Raw genomic sequence first — 17,393 nt, 5'->3', positions numbered from 1 at the left:
ACGCCTCGAACGCCTCGAACGCCTCGAACGCCTCGAACGCCTCGAACGCCTCGAACGCCTCGAACGCCTCGAACGCCCAGGCAAATTCTTTAACAATCTGCAGAACAACCTTACCGAAACAAAGATTAGCTCAAACGGAACGTGGCAAACGGAGGTGAATAGAGAAATTCCCGGCTCATCTCATGCAGTTCTCGAAGAACTTCTGGAGACAAGTCTAATTCCGCCGCTGCCAAGTTGTCTTCCAATTGACTGGTGCGCGTGGCGCCCACGATGACCGTGGTCACAGCCGGTTGATGCATCAACCACGCGAGTGACAGTGCCGTCGTTGTCCACCCGTGGGAAGCCGCGAGCGCCGCAACGTTTTCCCCAAGTTTGAGTCGAGCAGGGTCTAGACGGTTGGCAAAGTTAGGATCTTTTTCTGCACGGGAACCACTCGGCACAGTCTCTTTTCCCCCAGCATACTTACCTGTCAAAATGCCGCCAGCGAGTGGAAAGTAAGGAATGATACCTACGCCTTCTGACACGCACATAGGCATTAATTCATGCTCCACCCAGCGATCGGCGAGCGAATACCCAGGCTGCACCGAGACAAATCGATTCCAATGATTCCGCTCGCTGATGGACAACGACTTCATGAGTTCCCACGCAGCATAATTGGACGCACCTATGTAACGTACTTTTCCGCTGCAGATAAAGTCATCTAACGTACGAAGAGTTTCATCCAAGGGTGTGTGCGGGTCAAACGAGTGAATTTGGTAAAGGTCGACATAATCCGTCCGAAGTCGCTGTAAACTCCCTTCAAGCTCCCTCGTCAAATGAGCTCTTGACGAACCCCGCTGATTGGGCCCAGCTCCGCGCGGCATGCTTCCTTTTGTCGCCAGCACCGCCTCGTGTCTCCGACCTACCAACGCCTCTCCGAGAATCGTCTCCGACTGCGTTCCTGTGTAGACATTGGCTGTGTCGATAAAATTCAACCCAACATCCAGAGCCCGATGCACAATTTGAATCGATGTTTCTTTGTCTGCCCGACCACCGAAAGCGTTCGTACCAAGTCCGAGTACAGAAACCTCGAGTCCACTGCGCCCGAGTCGACGGTATTTCATCTACCCTCACGCTCCCATCCTGTGTCTACCTTCAGTATACCAATCTGACGACACCGATGGGCGATTCCGAGAGCTTCAAATAGCCCTCCCATCCTTGTCTTATGCACTTGCATCATTCTTGTAAAAATGAAGCATCCCCAGGTTCCAAGGCCCTGAAGCAACGTTACCCTTGAAATTTACAAAGACCAGTCCAATTCTATCTGGCGCCCAGTTTTTGAAGATTCATAGATGGCATCCAAAATGAGTTGATTCGTCAAGCCCGAAAGCGCAGACGACACTGGCTCCCGACCCTCTCGTACACAGTCCAAAAAATGTTCGCTGAGGCGCATTCGGTCTGCACCTTCCGGCTCTGCCAAGAACATCGGAACGTCTACAGATTTCCCAAACATCTCGGCGTGAAATATTCCTTCCTCTCCGCGTAGCGAAACGCCAGCGTCCCGCCCCATCAATTGTACGAACGGCAAGGAATCGGTCTGTGCATGAACCGCCCAGCTGACTTCGAGAGTCAGACTGCTTCCGTCCTCCATCTTAATCAACGCCGTTGCCAAATCCTCCACATCAAAATAGCCATCCCAATTCGGTTTGCCCCAACTGCCAATCCCTTTGCGATCCGGTCCAAATTCGGCATACGTGACACCAACCACAGACACCGGCTTAGGATTGCCCATCAAAAAAAGCGCTAGGTCAAGCATATGTACTCCAATGTCGATGAGCGGTCCCCCACCAGCCTCCCCTTTACGGGTAAACCAGGTCCCCCAGCCTGGAATCCCCTTGCGCCGTATCCAACCAGCTTTAGCGGTGTAGATTCTCCCTAGGCTTCCGGCATCGACCTGCCGTTTGACTTCCATTGCTGGCGAGGACCATCGCATTTGATGACCCATCATCAACCTCTTGCCCGATTCGCGTTCCGCCCTCACGATGGCCTTCGCTTCTCCAGCGTCAAGTGCCATCGGTTTTTCTAACAAAACATTCTTCCCCGCTTCCAGTGCTGCCACTGCCAGAGGCGCATGAAGATGATTGGGAACTCCAATAACCACGGCATCCATAGAAGAGTCCTTCAATAATTCGGCCGCTGTGTCGTAAACGCGGAGAATGTTAAACTGTTTTTGGCTAGCCTCTGCCAGCGGTCGAATCGCATCCGTGACAGCCGTCAATTCGACCCCTTGTAATGCTTGGAACGCTTCCATATGCACCTTGCCGATGTTGCCCGCGCCGATGAAACCAAGATGAACTAGCTCTTTACTCCGATGCCCCAAACCCCACAACTCCTTCTGACACTGCGGTCGCACTGATGAGTCCACCCAACGTTGTCATGACTGTACCGGATTCCTTCATAATAATGCGGGACCCGCCAGTCTCTCTGCGAGTCCCCCTGTTGCCAGTTTAACATACAAAAAATCAATCTCTGGACAAATTCATCGGCGAGTCGCAGACCTTGTTATCGACCAGGTATTTCCTTCGAAACACGACCACCAATGTGAAACTCTCCGGCCAAAATATTCACGGGGACCTTGACCAACAGCACATCGTGTACGAGGCGATCAGAAGAACGCGACTCCTGACTGGCGACATCCTTTACTTGCTCTCCCCCGAGAATAGTCCAACCACACTCGGTTTGCTCGAACTCCTCTTTCGATTGATACATTAAAGGGAAAGTGGAGTGATTCACGTATAGGGAATGTGTGTCACTTAGTCCCTCGAATCGGTAGGTACGAAAGCGGTACGACGGCGTGTAACCTTGATGCTCATAGCGGAACGAGACACAAAGGTTCTGGACTTTATCACTACCAACCTCAATGTCTGTACTTCTTAATGCGCGGGACTGTGCCGAGACTCGCTTATCCTCCGCACTCACCGCATCAACGCCAGAAGTCACGGTAATGCGCAAATCATTGTACGATCCGCTCTGGTACGCGAACGTCTCTCCATCATCTTCATAAATTCTCGAAGTTCGAGTGGACGACATTGCTCCGAGATCACCTTCTCGTGATGTGAAGGAAGTAGATGCCTGACCATTTGACGTACATTTCTCAGGCGGCACAACGTGTGATGGAGCCCCATAGACAACTAGAGTCATCGACTTCACGCTAGAAAATTGAAGATGCTGCTGCAGTTCATGTTCCGGAAGCACACTCCCCGCCTGTACAAAAACCGGAATGGATTCCAGGGGCGCGTCGACCAGATGATACTGTTCGCCTCGGAACCGACCGACATGTTGACCATCGAGTGCATACCAATCACCTGCCGGGAGATAGACCAACCGCTTTCTGACACCTGGACGGAGAACAGGCGCAACGAGAACGGACGGTCCCACTAAGAACTGGTCAGAAAGTTGGTGTGTGGCAGAATCATGCGGGAATTCCAAGAACAGTGGGCGGACAATAGGCACGCCTGTTTCTGCTGCCTCACGGAATACTGCATAGAGATAGGGAATCAAGCGATAGCGCCGCTCAATGCTATGCCGACAAATCGCTTCAACTTCCGGTCCAAATTGCCATGGTTCCTGACGAACGGAATCGAGCGCACTATGATTTCTAAAAAACGGGAGAAACGCTCCCATTTGTGTCCAACGAGCCAGTAACTCTCCTGTCGCATGGTGGGCAAATCCGCCAACATCTGCACCAGCAAACGGGATGCCAGACAGACCCATGTTGAGCAACATGGAAATCGACATCTCCATATGTTCCCAAAACGAGCGGTTGTCCCCCGTCCATACTGCGGCGTAGCGCTGAACCCCGGCATATCCCGCTCGGGTCAGCACAAATGGCCGCTTGTCCCCCAACTGACTAACGAGACCTTCATAGGTCGCGCGAGCATTGTACAACCCGTAGAGGTTGTGAAGTTCTCCGTGAGTTTTGGGATGACCATCATTTTGATGCATGACTTCGACATCCATCGTCTTTGTCTCATTAAAGACGGCTGGCTCATTCATGTCGTTCCAGATTCCTTCTATCCCAAGGTCGGTATAAAAATGTTGCAATCCAGCCCACCAATCACGGACGCGAGCGTTCGTGAAATCAGGAAAGACACTCTCTTCAGGCCAAACGTCCCCGAAAAAGACGGTTCCATCTCGATATTTGCAAAAACAATCCTCCGCCAAACCCTGATGATATATCGAGAAAGTATCGTCTACTTTAACACCGGGATCGACAATCGGAACTAAGTGAATACCGCGCGATGTCATCTCACACACGAGTGACCTAGGGTTAGAAAAGCGGTCTTCATCAAACGTAAATGAACGGTAACCTCGCATGTAGTGAATGTCCAAATGAATGGCATCACAGGGAATGTGCTTCTCTCGCATGGTCTCTGCCACCGCGAGGACATCTTCCGCACTCTGATATCCGTAGCGCGATTGATGGTAACCGAGAGCCCAGACCGGGGGCATGGGCATGCGGCCTGTCAGCGTCGTGTATCGCGAAATAACTTCTTTTACAGAATCCCCGGAAAATAGGTACGCATCGAAGTCCCCAGTTGTCACAGTCACTTCGTAGGTCCCCGGGTGTACCCTTGCATCCCACACACTCTTCCCGGGGCAGTCAAGGAACAACCCATAGACCACCCCAGTTTCATGGTGCATGTGAAGAACAAATGGGATGGAGACATACAGCGACTCCATCTCCGGTACATGCGGAGCGTACACATCGGAGTTCCACATGGTGTAGCGCTCGCCTTGTTTGTTCAATGGCCCGGGCTTCTCTCCGAGTCCAAAGAGTCGGTCTTTAGGATGCGAGCGGATGCGCACCGTTTTTTCACCTAACTCGTTTAGGAGCATTTGCTCTATTTGAAAAAAAGGAGCATCACCCTCTCTCGGCGCCACCGTGAGGCCACTACCATCCCGCGGGACTGTCAAAAAAATGCCGTCAGCGGACGCCTCAATAAACTCCGAACTGTGTTGAAGACAAAATGGCTCTGGTCTCATCGCGTCGGGAACCAGTGCCGCAGTGCTGTCCAAGTCATCCTGTTCCGTCTGAGTCAACCTCAGACGGAGAACACCGTTCGCGACTGCTTGGAACAGCCAACGTCCCCGCTCGCCCACGCATCGCAGATAAGTTGCGGTCTCGACCACATCCGTCACCTGGCCAATCCCAGACCAAATCGCTTCGCTTGGCGACGGCTGTGCTCGGTCTGGGCGAATCGTTTCACTCGATAGCAATCTCTTCACGCTCCAAAACTATCTATTTTAAGTCTCCACCTGTGCACTAGGAGGCCCGTACATGCGCTACACACGGACTATCGCCACTGCTCCCGCCGGAAGCTGGCCGACATCTTGCGCAGCCTCGGAACTGGACCAGACCACTCGGTCTGCCGGTACACTCAAAGGCAATGGACGAGACCCTCGCTTCCCAAGATGGAAAACGACTTCTATCGCCGACAATCCATCCAGTGATGTGCGCCGAAAACGCAAGTGAGATGCCGTGCTACACAAAAACTGCACATGCGGACCGTGCAGTGCTCTTTCGGACCGCCGTAGTCTTGCGAGACAACGCACCGCTTCGAGCAGACGCATATGTTGTTTGCTTGGCTCAAAAACCATGCCCCGACGACAGTCGGGGTCTGGTCCACCCAACATTCCAACTTCATCGCCGTAGTAAATCATAGGGATGCCGGGAAATGTGAATTGAAACGCCATGGCGCGGACCACTGCATCCACATCCCCCTTCGCAATCGTGCGCACCCTGGCGGTGTCGTGACTGCCGAGCAGATTGAACATAGAGCGTGTGGCAGCCTCGGGATATTGGACGAGCAGCGCGCTCATACGACCAGCGAATTCCCCCGGCGACAGCGTCTTCTCGACGAGACAGTCCAAGACCGCGTCCCGAAAGACATAATTCATCACACCGTCGAATTCGTCGCCATTCAACCATGGCAAACTGTCGTGCCATACTTCTCCAATGATCAGAGCGTCGGGTTTTGCGGCCTTGACCACACGGCGAAATTTTTTCCAAAACACGTGGTCGATCTCGTTGGCCACATCCAGCCTCCAGCCATCGATATCGCATTCGTCCATCCAGTAGCGCGCTACATCCAGCAAATAACGCTCCACATCTGGATTGGCAACATTTAGTTTGGGCATGTTCCGCGTCCGGTTGGCAAAGGTCTCGTAATTGACCTTCTCGAATTCCACCTTCTTGCCATGAATGAAAAACCAATCAAAATATGGAGAGTCTTCGCCGTGACGAACGACATCTTGAAAGCGGCCAAACTCCTCCCCACAGTGATTGAAGACCGCGTCCATCACGACGCGTATGCCGCGTTCATGCGCCTCCTGAACGACCGACCGGAAGAGGGCCTTGTCTCCAAAATCGGGATCGATCTCATAATAGTCAGTCGTATCATATTTGTGGTTGGACGGAGACCGAAAAATCGGCGTGAGGTACAAGAGATTGACGCCAAGTTCCTGCAAATAAGGAAGTTTTTCAAGAAGTCCAGCGAGATTGCCTCCGAAGCGACTTTTAGGCCCCGGCTTGCTCGACCAGTCGGACCATCCCAGTGGATGTCCGCTGTCGTGCTCTCGGTCATGCTGTGCTGCGACCGTTGTAACAGGCTGGCTTTGCTCAACTCGATGAAATCGGTCAGGAAACACCTGATAACAGACGGAGGAATTCACCCAGTCTGGAACTACGAATACGTCCCGCTCGCACAGATACGGCAGCTGGAACAGACCCGAGCGCGGCCGTTCACCGCAGGTCGCTCTGGACTCACCCAGCCACCATTCGGGATGATCCGCCCCTCGATGCGTACAAAACGCGTATTGGAGGCGATGCGTCCGACAGGGAACGATAGCTCGATAGATGTCGTACCCTTGTGCACTCCCAACTCGCTCCATGGCGGCCGCCTCGGGAAGTTCCGCTTGATAGCGGTCCCCGTAATGAATCGTGACGTGTTCGGCAAATCCAGCCTCCAGCCAAAGAACGATACGTGCCGACGTCGATGTGAGCGCCGAAGCATACGGTTCCCGAGCGTGATGACAGTAGAGAGGATATCTCCTAGCGACCTGCGAACCCATAACGACGGTGCTTCGTCTATGTTTCGGTGGCATCTCTAGCACTCCTCTGCCAAGGAATTTTCTAACTTTGCCCCGCACGACTTGCGGATGACCAATCGGTGAGGCAGAATGGCGTGCTCGCTACCCACCGATGGGGTGCGAATCTGCCGCAGCAACATCGCTGCAGCCGCTCGTCCGAGCTCAGACATCTGAACATCGATGGTCGACAGAGGCGGGTTGACCAAATCTGTCAATCCAATGTTGTTAAATCCAACAATGGCGATATCATCCGGAATGCGGTATCCAAGTTCCACTGCAGCCCGCATGGCACCAATGGCTAAAATATCATCAGAGGCTACGATGGCGGTCGGTCGGGTCGACAGCGCCAGTAGGCGCATCATTCCCAAGTATCCTCCACGTTCCAGGAAGAAACTCGGCACGCAAAGGCGCGCGTCCACCTGCAGTCCAAAATCCATCAAGGCATTGCGGTATCCTTTCATGCGGTCAACGGTCACCACTAGTTCGTCCGATCCGCCGAGAAACCCAATCTCCCGATGCCCCAACTTCAACAAATGCGTGGTCGCCTCGTAAGCCGCTTGAACATTATCGTTGTCCACGTAGGAGACATTCGCTGCACCGTCCATGGGACGCCCGAGTAGCACGGCTGGCACTTTCAATTGATGCACGCGGTCAATCAGCGGATCGGACACCCGGCTCCTCAGCAAAATGACCCCTGCTGCTCGTCCGCTGCGAATGACACGCTCAAGTGTAGCTATTTCGTCGTTGGACGCTGCTGACAGCAACAGGTCGCTATCTTCGTGGCGCAGCACAGAATCAATACCACCGAGCACTTCGCTGAAAAAGGCGTTCTCAAAGAACTCGGAGATACCAGAGTGGATAATGGCGATAGAGCCGCTCGTCCGCTTGACCAGTCCTTGCGCCACCACGTTCGGATGATAGTTCAAATCTCGAATCGCACTGCGAACGCGTTCTTTCGTCTCCTCCGAAATACGCGGAGAATCCGACATCACGCGAGACACCGTTGAAGGCGAAACCCGGGCTCGTTCGGCCACATCTCGAATCGTCGTCATCGTCCAGTTTCACCCCACTTTGCAAAATCGTTCCGAGTCCTATCTTTTGACGACTTGAATTTATCCTTTGACCGATCCCGCTACAAGCCCCCTCGCAATGAACCTTTGCAGTAAGCCGAAAATGACAGTCAACGGAATGGCTGAAAGCAATGCTGCCGCAGCAAATTCACCCCAATTTTTGGCATACTGTCCGCTGATGAGGCCATACATGCCGAGTCCTAGTGTATAGTTACCCGGTGTTTGCAGAATTGTCCCTGCCAGAATGTACTCACCAAACGCTCCCATCAGCGTAAAGATGAAAATGACCACGAGCATCGGCAAAGACAGTGGCAGAATAATGCGTGTGAAGCGCTGCCAGGAATTTGCACCATCCATCAGTGCGGCTTCATCCAACTCCTTTGGAACGGTGTCAAAATAGCGCTTTAAAAGCCAGATGTTAAAGGCGCTACCCCCCAGCAAAACCAGCATATACGACCACAGGTCATTGATAGCGTTCAATTTGGAGAGACCAATGTAAATTGCCGGCAACGCCAAGAAGTTCGGAAACATCTGCAGGATGATGAGCGTCATCAACCCGTATTTTCGACCCCAAAAACGCATGCGCGAAAATGCGAATGCGGAGCCGGCGGTGATGAGCACTTGACCAAACCCAATGCCAAGTCCAACAATTAAACTATTCCGAACCCAAAGCATAAATTGAGTATGGTGAAACAGGTAGGAGTAGTTGTAGAAGGACGGGTGAGACGGAATAATGCTTAAGGAGAAGTACGAATTGGTTGGATTGAACGAGGCTTCCGCGACAAACCACATCGGAATGATGGTCAGGAGGATGATAAACCACACGACAATCCTAGAGACCCAAAGCATCACTCGTTCATTTGAAGTCATTTTGCGCATTTTCAACTGCTTCGCATTTAAGTCATCGAAGGGAAGCGTCACTTGTCCAGCATTGGTGCTCATAGTCAGTCCACCTCCTCAAAGGCGCGCGTGTATTTCATGTTGACCCAAGTCAAAAAACCAACAATTACAAAGAGAACGATTGAAATGGCCGCAGCCCAGTCGTATTTGTCAAACGTCAGAGTCATCTTGTAAGCGGCTGACGCTAGAATGTCTGTGTAGCCCGCAAACGGATTGGTCGGCCGTGGAGGTCCTCCACCCGTGAGGAGGTACACTGCGTTGAAATTGTTAAAGTTGAATGCAAACGATGGAATCACCAATGGCAGTGTGATTTTCCAAACCTCAGGCACAGTAATGTAACGCATCGACTGCCACCGACTCGCGCCGTCAATAGACGCTGATTCATATATTTCTTGGGGCACTGCTTGCAACGCGCCGAGACAGACCGTCATCATATATGGAAATCCAGCCCAGAGATTAACCATAATACAAGCAAACCTAGCCCAAAATGGAGAACCTAGCCAGTCGATGCGCGGTATACCAAACACGTGTAACAAGGCGTTGATTTGTCCATAATCGTGATTTAACAAGCCCTGCCAGGCGAGAATGCTGATGAGCGACGGTACGGCCCAGGGAATGATGAGAATTGCACGGTAAACAGCCGCTTCTTTCATATGCCGATTGTTAAGCAAGACCGCAAGCAGCAACCCCGCAAAATAGTTCAACAACGTGGTCAGAATGGCCCAGATGAATGTCCAGATCAGCGTGGGGATAAAAACACTTTCGAGCGGATCGTGCGGATCGAAGAGAGCAATGAAGTTCTGAATGCCAACCCACTTGAAGTTCAAAAAATGAATCGCGCTGTAATTCGTAAAAGCGATGTAGACCGTGTAGAGAATCGGAGCAATGCTGAGAATGCTGATACCTAAAATTGCCGGGGACATATACGCATAGGCAACCTTGTTTGTCTTCTTCTTCTTGAAAGGAGACCCATTCAAAAATACACCTGCCGAATTCCCTGGGTACGTGGACACCCATTTCACCTCCATGGCGGTCGGGGAAGGTCGCCCCTCCCCGACATCAAGTGCTCAGGAATAGTCACGGAACGGACCGTCAATCGATTCTCAAGTCAAATTTATGCTGATTGCACCTCTTCGCCTTTCTTGATGTCGGCTACGAAGTCGTTGGCACCCGCTGTCGGTGTTACTTTGCCATTGATGATGTCCTTGATGACTGCCATCGCACTCCAGACCGACTGCATTTGCGGGATATTAGGCATCGGTACCGCGTACTTAATCTCATCCGCGAAAGCTTTAAAGACTTTATCGTTCTGAATTTGAGGCGATGCAAGCACACTTTTCGACACAGGAATTTGCTGCTCTTCTTCGAAGTACTTCATCTGTGCAGCAGGTGTCGCAAGCGCTTTGGCAAGGCTCCAATCTGCCGCCTGATATTTGCTCTGCGAATTGACTATCGTGGTAATGACACCAAGAAATGGTGTCATGTGTTTGCCGTTTGGCAATGTCGGCAAATCAGCGATGCCATAGTCAAGCCCTTTTGCTTTGTTCAAGTCTGCAATTTCCCATGGTCCATTGATGGTCATGCCGAGTTGTCCGGCAGTAAATTTAGCAGTCGCAATTGCTCCTGTTGTACTCGGGTTCATCCAATGGTACTTTGCATCCATGTTGTGAAGTAGCTCCCATCCTTTGATGGCGCCTGCATTGTTTAATCCAATGTCATTCGGATTAAGAGACCCGTTCGATTCCTTAAACACGTACCCTCCCATGCCACCAATGAAACCGTAGTTGTCGTACAAGTTATGCTGTGAGAACATAAATCCATATTGGTTGGCATCTTTCACAAACTCTGACCACGTCTTTGGCGGTGTCTTAATCATTTTTTTGTTGTACATCAGTGCCAGAGTCTGGTCGTAATCCGGAATAGAATATACCTTTCCATTCACGGTGAGAGCGCTTACTACTGTGGAATTATACTGAGACGCGTGAAAGATGTTCTTAGGAACTGGAGAAATGAGTCCTTCTTCGGCGAATAGACCGTTGTTGTCATGAGGAATCCCAAACAACACATCCGGTCCCTTTCCGGTGCGCGCTGCCGTTCCGTAAAATTGGAAACCGTTAGGATTTTTACTTTGATCGACAATTTTCACTGTGTCTCCATGCTCTTTTGCCCACTTTTGTGCCAAATGTACGACCGTAGTGTAGATAGGCTTGCCCTGCCACACCCACAAGGTCAGCGAGATGCCTTTCGGAACATTTGTAGACACCGCGGGAGCTGTATGGCTCCCAGTACCCGTGCTCGTGGATGCCGAGGAGGTGCTAGACCCAGTCGAACTGCCGCACCCAGCAACCAACCCAGCCATAACCGCCAACGACGCCACTGCAGTAGCTGACTTTCCCCATCTCATTGGATGGCCCCCTATCATTCATTTAGAATCGCCACACAACAAATGTCGGATAAATGCTTTGTGAATGCGTTTGCATCACACTCCGACGCGTTGTGCAAACGTTTGTTCAAAAAGTATATCTTAATCTTTTTCCTCTCGCAATACCTTTGCGAGAATTTTACGAACAATCAAGACATCGATATTGATAAATTACAAATTGAACCACAATAAGAGCGCTTACATTGAATTTTAATCAGGAAATAACCAAGGATTTATAACTCACTCCGAAGTCACTCGTAACGTGCCGCCGTTATGCAACTTCGCAGCACTGCTAACAAGTCATCTCGAAGAGGTGGCTGTCGCGCAAACGATTGCACAACAAAGAACAAAGCTTGAAAGTAGAGGGCACTTTGGTAAGACACCCTACTTTCAAGCCCCTTATGGTTGTTCGTTAGAAGGGTTACGCCGCTTATCCCCGTCCCCTCAATGTTGTTAGTCCATCATGCGCAGAAGCGCAAACCCTCAGGCGCTGCATTCAATCTCTGGACCAGACCCTGTTCTCAGAGTTTCGGAACCTCTCTTGCCTTCACGACGTCAACCTCCACAAAGTCGTCTGCGAGCCCCGGTGACTGAACAGTGATACGCAACCGCTCTGGCTTTGTCCCCGCACGTAGGTAAAGTGCGGCTCGTCCGGCTTCCAGTGCTAAGGGGTTTTCTCCAATCAATCGGGCATCCGACGGTTGAGCCTGCTTCTCTACATTCCATACTTCACTTTCTTTATTTACAGTTTCTAAAGTCCAATGAATCACTCGATTGGCATAAGGGCCTCGAGTTCCATTGGCGTCGACCGCTTCCACCCAGATGCGTGACATATCGACACCGTCCGCGTCCAATGAAGTATGGTCGGCATGTACTTGCAACTGGCAAATGGGTCTCGGGGATTGAATTGTTTTTTCTATGACCATCTTCTCTCCAAGATAGCCACGGATTTCTAACGTGCCAAACAGTTTGTATGCTTGCAAGTGAACGACAAACGGCGGGTGTGCTAAACCAGGGAAGTTTCTTCTGTCGGGATGAATCCGCCCGCGCGAGCGCCCATTGAAGACAACCTCCAAGCTGTCGCAGTTGCTAAACACGTAGATTGGCGCCGCATATCCGTCGGATTTAATCACGCTTTCCATGTGGTCGAGCGACTCCAGTTCTTGCAGCAACTGCGGGTGATTGGCGGCCTCAAAGGTCAAGTAGGTGCCTGGTTCGAGCACAATTTCGTCCTGTGGTGACTTTTGACTCCTGTACACTGCAGCGGCGAACTTCGGCAACCGAAATTGGTCCATCACGCCGTGGTGACATATTTGGTTCCCGCCGCCAAAAAACGACATCGTCGGATAATCGAACGCGCACCAGCCGGAGGCTCCCGCAAGGTCTTCTCTCTCGCCGAGTTGACTGAGGATTTGTGCATGATAGCGTGCGTGCTGAATGAGACGATTCTCATTGTCCGTCATCTTGGTGGGATACATATGACCAAGGAATTCGGTCACCATCTGCGGGGTATGGACACTTGGCAGCAACTGCATGGAGAAATCGTTGAAGGTAAAAACATCCTCCAAAAATGTGCTGTTTCGAAAGTTGCGAACACCGCCAGTTGGTCTGCTCGCATCCAGCCTCCGAGCTGTCGCATTGGTCTGAGCATAGAAATCATCGTGATCGAACGATTCATTAATGCGAACACCCCACATGAAAATAGAAGGATGATGCCGATGCCGCTCAATCATTTCTCGCACGTGGAGGATAGAGACGCTTTGCCAATCTTCATCTCCGACATACTGCCAACCGGGGATTTCCATAAAAACCAACAGCCCTAACTCATCACAAGCGTCAAGAAACGCCGGGTCTTGCGGATAATGAGACGTGCGAACATAGTTCAGCCCCAGTTCGTACTTAAGTACTTCAGCGTCTCGGCGCTGCAGACGCTCGGGGGCCGCATATCCGAGAAATGGGAACGACTGATGTCGGTTCAAGCCGACGAGTGACATGGCTTGGCCATTGACAGCGATTTTTCCATTATGTATCGAAATGGTGCGAAATCCGAAGGGAATCTCGCCATCGTCACAGATGACATCGCGGTCATCGACTAATCGAAAAATGATTTTATACATGGTGGGACGACTCACAGACCAGAGCTGCACGCCACGCACGACAAATTCCCAGGAAGACTGTCCTTCGGGCGACCCAACTTCGAACGAATGCGTCTCCGTATGTACCACCCGACCGTTTTCGTCGCAAACATCCAATTCAATCCGACACGGGAAGGAAGACAATGCTGTGAGGTTTGCAGATTGCTCATTTTCACTATGGATGGACTGAGTTGGAGTGGTCAACGTCACGTCCGCACGCACGTGTACTGCGCCGTTTTTCTCATGAAGTGTGGTCAATTCGAGATTCTTGACATGCGTGGCGGAAGTGACCATCAAATAGACGTTCCGGTAGATACCTCCAAAAATCCGATAATCCATCAGACCTCCTTCTGGTGGAACCCCTGGTTGAATGCGGCTGTCTAGACGCACCATCAAGTGTTGTCGCGACGAAGATGAAAGAGCGTCGGTGATATCGTAAGAAAAGGCCGTATAGCCTCCAAGATGTCTCCCTAAAAAAGTTCCGTTCAGTTCTACGTCCGCCACCGTCATCGCACCCTCAAAAATCAGAAAGGCGCGTTCTTCAGCGGCCAACGTCAGGTCAAATGACTTTTGATAGAAATATACTCCCCGAGCGCTGTCTTCAGGAATTCCCATCGCGGGTAACTCATCCGGAACGTGCGGCAGCCGCACGGATTCCCATGAGTAGTCTCCTTCTCTTTCAGCCGTCGAAAGCGGGCCAATCGGTAGCATTCCTTCTGGAACCGGTTGCAGTTTGGCAAAATGCCAGTCGTCTTGAAGCAGGTAAATTCTGCGGTTCCCCAATCGGGGACGAAGTGCGCTGTACAACATGACGTTCACTCCTCCATTGCAACACGTGGCACCGTTCGAACAGAATCTCGAAGCACCAATGTCGTATCAAATTGTGTCTCGTAGGCCTCGGATGAGTTCCCTAATTTGTTCAGGAGTGCGTTCATCAGCGCTCGCCCGATGGCGCGCCGTGGTATGTTGACAGTCGTCAAAGACGGTGTGACCAGAGCAGACAACTCTAAGTTGTCGCACCCAACGACTGAAACATCCTCCGGGACGCGAAGTCCAAATTCGGCGAGCGCCTTCATCGCACCAATAGCCAACATGTCCGTGGAAGCGGCAACGGCAGTAAACGGCGAATGGCGTTGCAGAACTTTGCGCAGAAACTGATATCCATCGGTCGACGAGTCATGCCAACCTTCGACCAACTGTACATTTTCAGAGGAAACCGACAGACCACGCTCCGCATGCGCGTCCAGATATCCCAGATAGCGCGGATTCTCTTCCGGCGTCATGGTCTCATGACCGAGAAACACGATATCTCGATGCCCTCGCACAATCAGATGGTTCGTCAACTGTCGCATGGCCGTGCGCAAATCCACAGTCACTGCCGACAGAGGGGATTCTCCGGACCAGTCCCAGTAGACGACAGTCGGCAGAACCTCTTTCAACTCGGACAGCCCCAGGACACGATTGAGTTCCACCGGAGACAGCACGATTAAACCCTCATAAGAGTTTTCGTGAAACATACGCTGATAGTCGCGCTCATCAAAATTCTCAATGTAAATCGACAGAGAGTAGCCATGCCGAACCGCGACTTCTTCAATACCTAGAACCATCTCTCCGTAGAACGGATTGACAATATTATGCGTAATGCAGGCGATTTCCATCGATGATTGCATTCGCAGACTGCGCGCCGTCTTATTCGGAAAGTAGTTTAATTCGCGCACTGCGTCCAGGACTCGGCGGCGCGCTTCAGGAGATACATATCCATTTCCGTTCGTCACCCGTGACACCGTCGTCGGCGACACTTTAGCTTGCCTCGCTACCTCTCGTCTGGATGTCATCGTAATGTGGACCCACTTTCTGTGACAAACTGACTGCGTCCGTCAACGGTTGAACCCGGCCATAATTCCAGATACGAAGTTGCGGCGCAGGAACAAAAACAGGACGAGCATCGGGATGGTCGCTATACTGGCCGCCAGCATCACTTCCCCGTAATTCGGAACCGTCATCGAATTTTCGAGTGTACTGAGGGCCACAGGGATGGTGTACGCAGAAGCAGAATTCAGCACGACCAAAGGCCAGAGCAGATTAGTCCAAGATGCCAAAAAGGCAATGATGGCGAGAGCGGACAGTGTGGGCCGCATGAGCGGCATGACAATCCGCCAAAAAATACGCCCCTCCGTCAATCCATCCATTCGTGCAGCATCCAGCAGTTCTTCAGGAAACCCGGAAAATGCTTGACGCATCAGAAATACTCCAAACACATTCACAAGCGCGGGCAAAATGATGGCCCACCAGGTATTGATAAGATGCAAGTGACTCATCAGAATAAACAGCGGGATGAGCGTGACCTGCGCCGGGATCATCAAAGAGATAATCACTACGATGAACAGAAAGTTCGACACGCGAAAGCGGTAGATAGCAAAAGCGTACCCCGCCATGGCCGACAAGACAACCGCGATGGCTGTCGAGACAATGGAAATAAACAAACTGTTACCGATTGCTCGAAAGATGTTTACATCCGTGTTGCTGAGCAGAGCAGCAAAATTGGCGGCAAGCGCCGAACCAAACCACAACTGATGATGTCCGCTGAGAATTTCCTCATTGGTGTGCGTTGCTGAGATGAACATCCAGTAAATTGGATAGACAGACGCGATGAATCCGAGCACGACAACCAAATGTAACACGATATCTCCAATCCGACGTTGAATCACGCTGCAGCACCTCCCCGTGCCACGCGAAATTGAATAAAGGACAAGATAGCAATGAGAATTGCCAAGATGAATGCGACGGCCGATGCGTATCCAAAGTGGAATTGCTGGAAAGCCACTTGGTACAGATACAGTACCGGAGTCAGCGTCGCGTTGTCTGGACCACCCGACGTGAGAATGTACGGTTCTACGAATAACTGCAAGGTACCGATGGTCGACAACACCGACTCAAAAACCAAGATGGGTACCAGCAGCGGCAAGGTGATGGACCACCATTGCCGAATCGATCCCGCTCCATCGACACGCGCTGCTTCATAGACCTCGGATGGTATGCCTTGCATCCCGCCGAGGAGAATGACCACGTTGTAACCCGTCCAATGCCACGTTAGGGCGATCATAATGGCGACCTTGGCGGCAATGGGATGAAGCAGCCAGTTGATGGCCGGAAAACCAAATACGCCAAGAATCGAATTGATGATGCCGTGCTTCTCAAGTAAGAACGAAAAGACCAAGGAGTATGCGACGATGTCGATGAGAATTGGCACAAAAAATCCGAGTTGAAAGAAGGCGCGAAACTTGAGCCTCTTTGAGTTTAACAGAGACGCGAAGATGGCGGCGAGGATAAGCATGACTGGCACTTGGATGACAAGAATCACGACGACATTCAACAAGGAGTGCCAAAATTCAGTATCCGCAAACAACTTTTGATACTGAAACAAGCCTCGAAAGGCGAGTGCCCCTCCCTGCCAACTCGACAGACTGACGAATGCTGCGTAAAGGATTGGGCCCACCAAAAAAACCGTAAACACAATCAAGAACGGCAGCAAAAAAAGGTACGGCGTAGCCATTTGCCGCACATTGCCGGACTTCGGCTGAACGTCGATGTCCAGGGACTGGGGTGAACCTACCGCCATACCATTCCTCTCCCAACCTTTAGAAGTCGCATGCCACGGATGCGGGCAATCTTCTTGGCTGCCATGTTCCATCCCTGTTTATAGGTCGAAACACGGATTGACCAGTGGATTGCACG

The 17,393-nt window shown here is 51.5% G+C and carries 12 protein-coding genes; all 12 read right to left on the bottom strand.

Annotation, left to right across the window (positions count from 1 at the left end):
- Positions 1-125: 125 nt before the first annotated feature.
- A complete protein-coding gene (locus tag M4I36_RS01095; RefSeq protein ID WP_258109772.1) occupies positions 126-1,103 on the bottom strand; it encodes an aldo/keto reductase in 978 nt (325 codons plus the stop codon).
- 176 nt (positions 1,104-1,279) lie between these two features.
- Entirely contained in the window at positions 1,280-2,359 is a 1,080-nt protein-coding gene (locus tag M4I36_RS01090; RefSeq protein WP_258109771.1) for a Gfo/Idh/MocA family protein, read from the bottom strand.
- Positions 2,360-2,541: 182 nt separating this feature from the next.
- Positions 2,542-5,259 (bottom strand): glycoside hydrolase family 31 protein, encoded by a 2,718-nt coding sequence (locus M4I36_RS01085; protein ID WP_258109770.1) that lies wholly within the window; start codon positions 5,257-5,259, stop codon positions 2,542-2,544.
- A 66-nt stretch (positions 5,260-5,325) separates the two neighbouring features.
- Entirely contained in the window at positions 5,326-7,146 is a 1,821-nt protein-coding gene (locus tag M4I36_RS01080) for a glycoside hydrolase family 13 protein (RefSeq protein ID WP_258109769.1), read from the bottom strand.
- Positions 7,147-7,148: 2 nt separating this feature from the next.
- Positions 7,149-8,183: a LacI family DNA-binding transcriptional regulator gene (locus M4I36_RS01075; RefSeq protein ID WP_258109767.1), complete on the bottom strand. Its 1,035-nt coding sequence runs from the start codon at positions 8,181-8,183 to the stop codon at positions 7,149-7,151.
- Between the two features lie 60 nt (positions 8,184-8,243).
- Entirely contained in the window at positions 8,244-9,143 is a 900-nt protein-coding gene (locus M4I36_RS01070; RefSeq protein ID WP_258109766.1) for a sugar ABC transporter permease, read from the bottom strand.
- A gap of 2 nt (positions 9,144-9,145) precedes the next feature.
- Complete coding sequence (locus M4I36_RS01065) at positions 9,146-10,114, bottom strand: carbohydrate ABC transporter permease (RefSeq protein ID WP_258109764.1); 969 nt, start codon at positions 10,112-10,114, stop codon at positions 9,146-9,148.
- 101 nt (positions 10,115-10,215) lie between these two features.
- Complete coding sequence (locus M4I36_RS01060; protein WP_258109763.1) at positions 10,216-11,505, bottom strand: sugar ABC transporter substrate-binding protein; 1,290 nt, start codon at positions 11,503-11,505, stop codon at positions 10,216-10,218.
- Positions 11,506-12,044: 539 nt separating this feature from the next.
- Complete coding sequence (locus M4I36_RS01055; RefSeq protein ID WP_258109762.1) at positions 12,045-14,468, bottom strand: glycoside hydrolase family 2 protein; 2,424 nt, start codon at positions 14,466-14,468, stop codon at positions 12,045-12,047.
- Between the two features lie 5 nt (positions 14,469-14,473).
- Entirely contained in the window at positions 14,474-15,493 is a 1,020-nt protein-coding gene (locus tag M4I36_RS01050) for a LacI family DNA-binding transcriptional regulator (RefSeq protein ID WP_258109761.1), read from the bottom strand.
- Positions 15,494-15,535: 42 nt separating this feature from the next.
- Positions 15,536-16,366 carry a carbohydrate ABC transporter permease gene (locus M4I36_RS01045; protein ID WP_258109760.1) on the bottom strand — a complete coding sequence of 277 codons (831 nt, stop codon included), beginning with the start codon at positions 16,364-16,366 and terminating at the stop codon, positions 15,536-15,538.
- Positions 16,363-17,277, bottom strand: coding sequence for a carbohydrate ABC transporter permease (locus tag M4I36_RS01040; RefSeq protein ID WP_258109759.1), 915 nt, complete (start codon positions 17,275-17,277; stop codon positions 16,363-16,365). The genes M4I36_RS01045 and M4I36_RS01040 overlap by 4 nt, the downstream gene beginning before the upstream one ends.
- Positions 17,278-17,393: the final 116 nt, after the last annotated feature.

Origin of the sequence: Alicyclobacillus sp. SP_1 (assembly GCF_024706985.1) — a bacterium.
Taxonomy (GTDB): domain Bacteria; phylum Bacillota; class Bacilli; order Alicyclobacillales; family Alicyclobacillaceae; genus Alicyclobacillus_I.
The sequence above is the reverse complement of the archived record's forward strand: the minus strand, read 5'-3'. Positions and strand labels throughout refer to the sequence as shown.

Coding starts and splice junctions, on each gene's coding strand:
- M4I36_RS01095 (WP_258109772.1), bottom strand. CDS start 1,103: ATGAAATACCGTCGACTCGGGCGCAGTGGACTCGAGGTTTCTGTACTC.
- M4I36_RS01080 (WP_258109769.1), bottom strand. CDS start 7,146: ATGCCACCGAAACATAGACGAAGCACCGTCGTTATGGGTTCGCAGGTC.
- M4I36_RS01075 (WP_258109767.1), bottom strand. CDS start 8,183: ATGACGACGATTCGAGATGTGGCCGAACGAGCCCGGGTTTCGCCTTCA.
- M4I36_RS01070 (WP_258109766.1), bottom strand. CDS start 9,143: ATGAGCACCAATGCTGGACAAGTGACGCTTCCCTTCGATGACTTAAAT.
- M4I36_RS01060 (WP_258109763.1), bottom strand. CDS start 11,505: ATGAGATGGGGAAAGTCAGCTACTGCAGTGGCGTCGTTGGCGGTTATG.
- M4I36_RS01055 (WP_258109762.1), bottom strand. CDS start 14,468: ATGTTGTACAGCGCACTTCGTCCCCGATTGGGGAACCGCAGAATTTAC.
- M4I36_RS01050 (WP_258109761.1), bottom strand. CDS start 15,493: ATGACATCCAGACGAGAGGTAGCGAGGCAAGCTAAAGTGTCGCCGACG.
- M4I36_RS01040 (WP_258109759.1), bottom strand. CDS start 17,277: ATGGCGGTAGGTTCACCCCAGTCCCTGGACATCGACGTTCAGCCGAAG.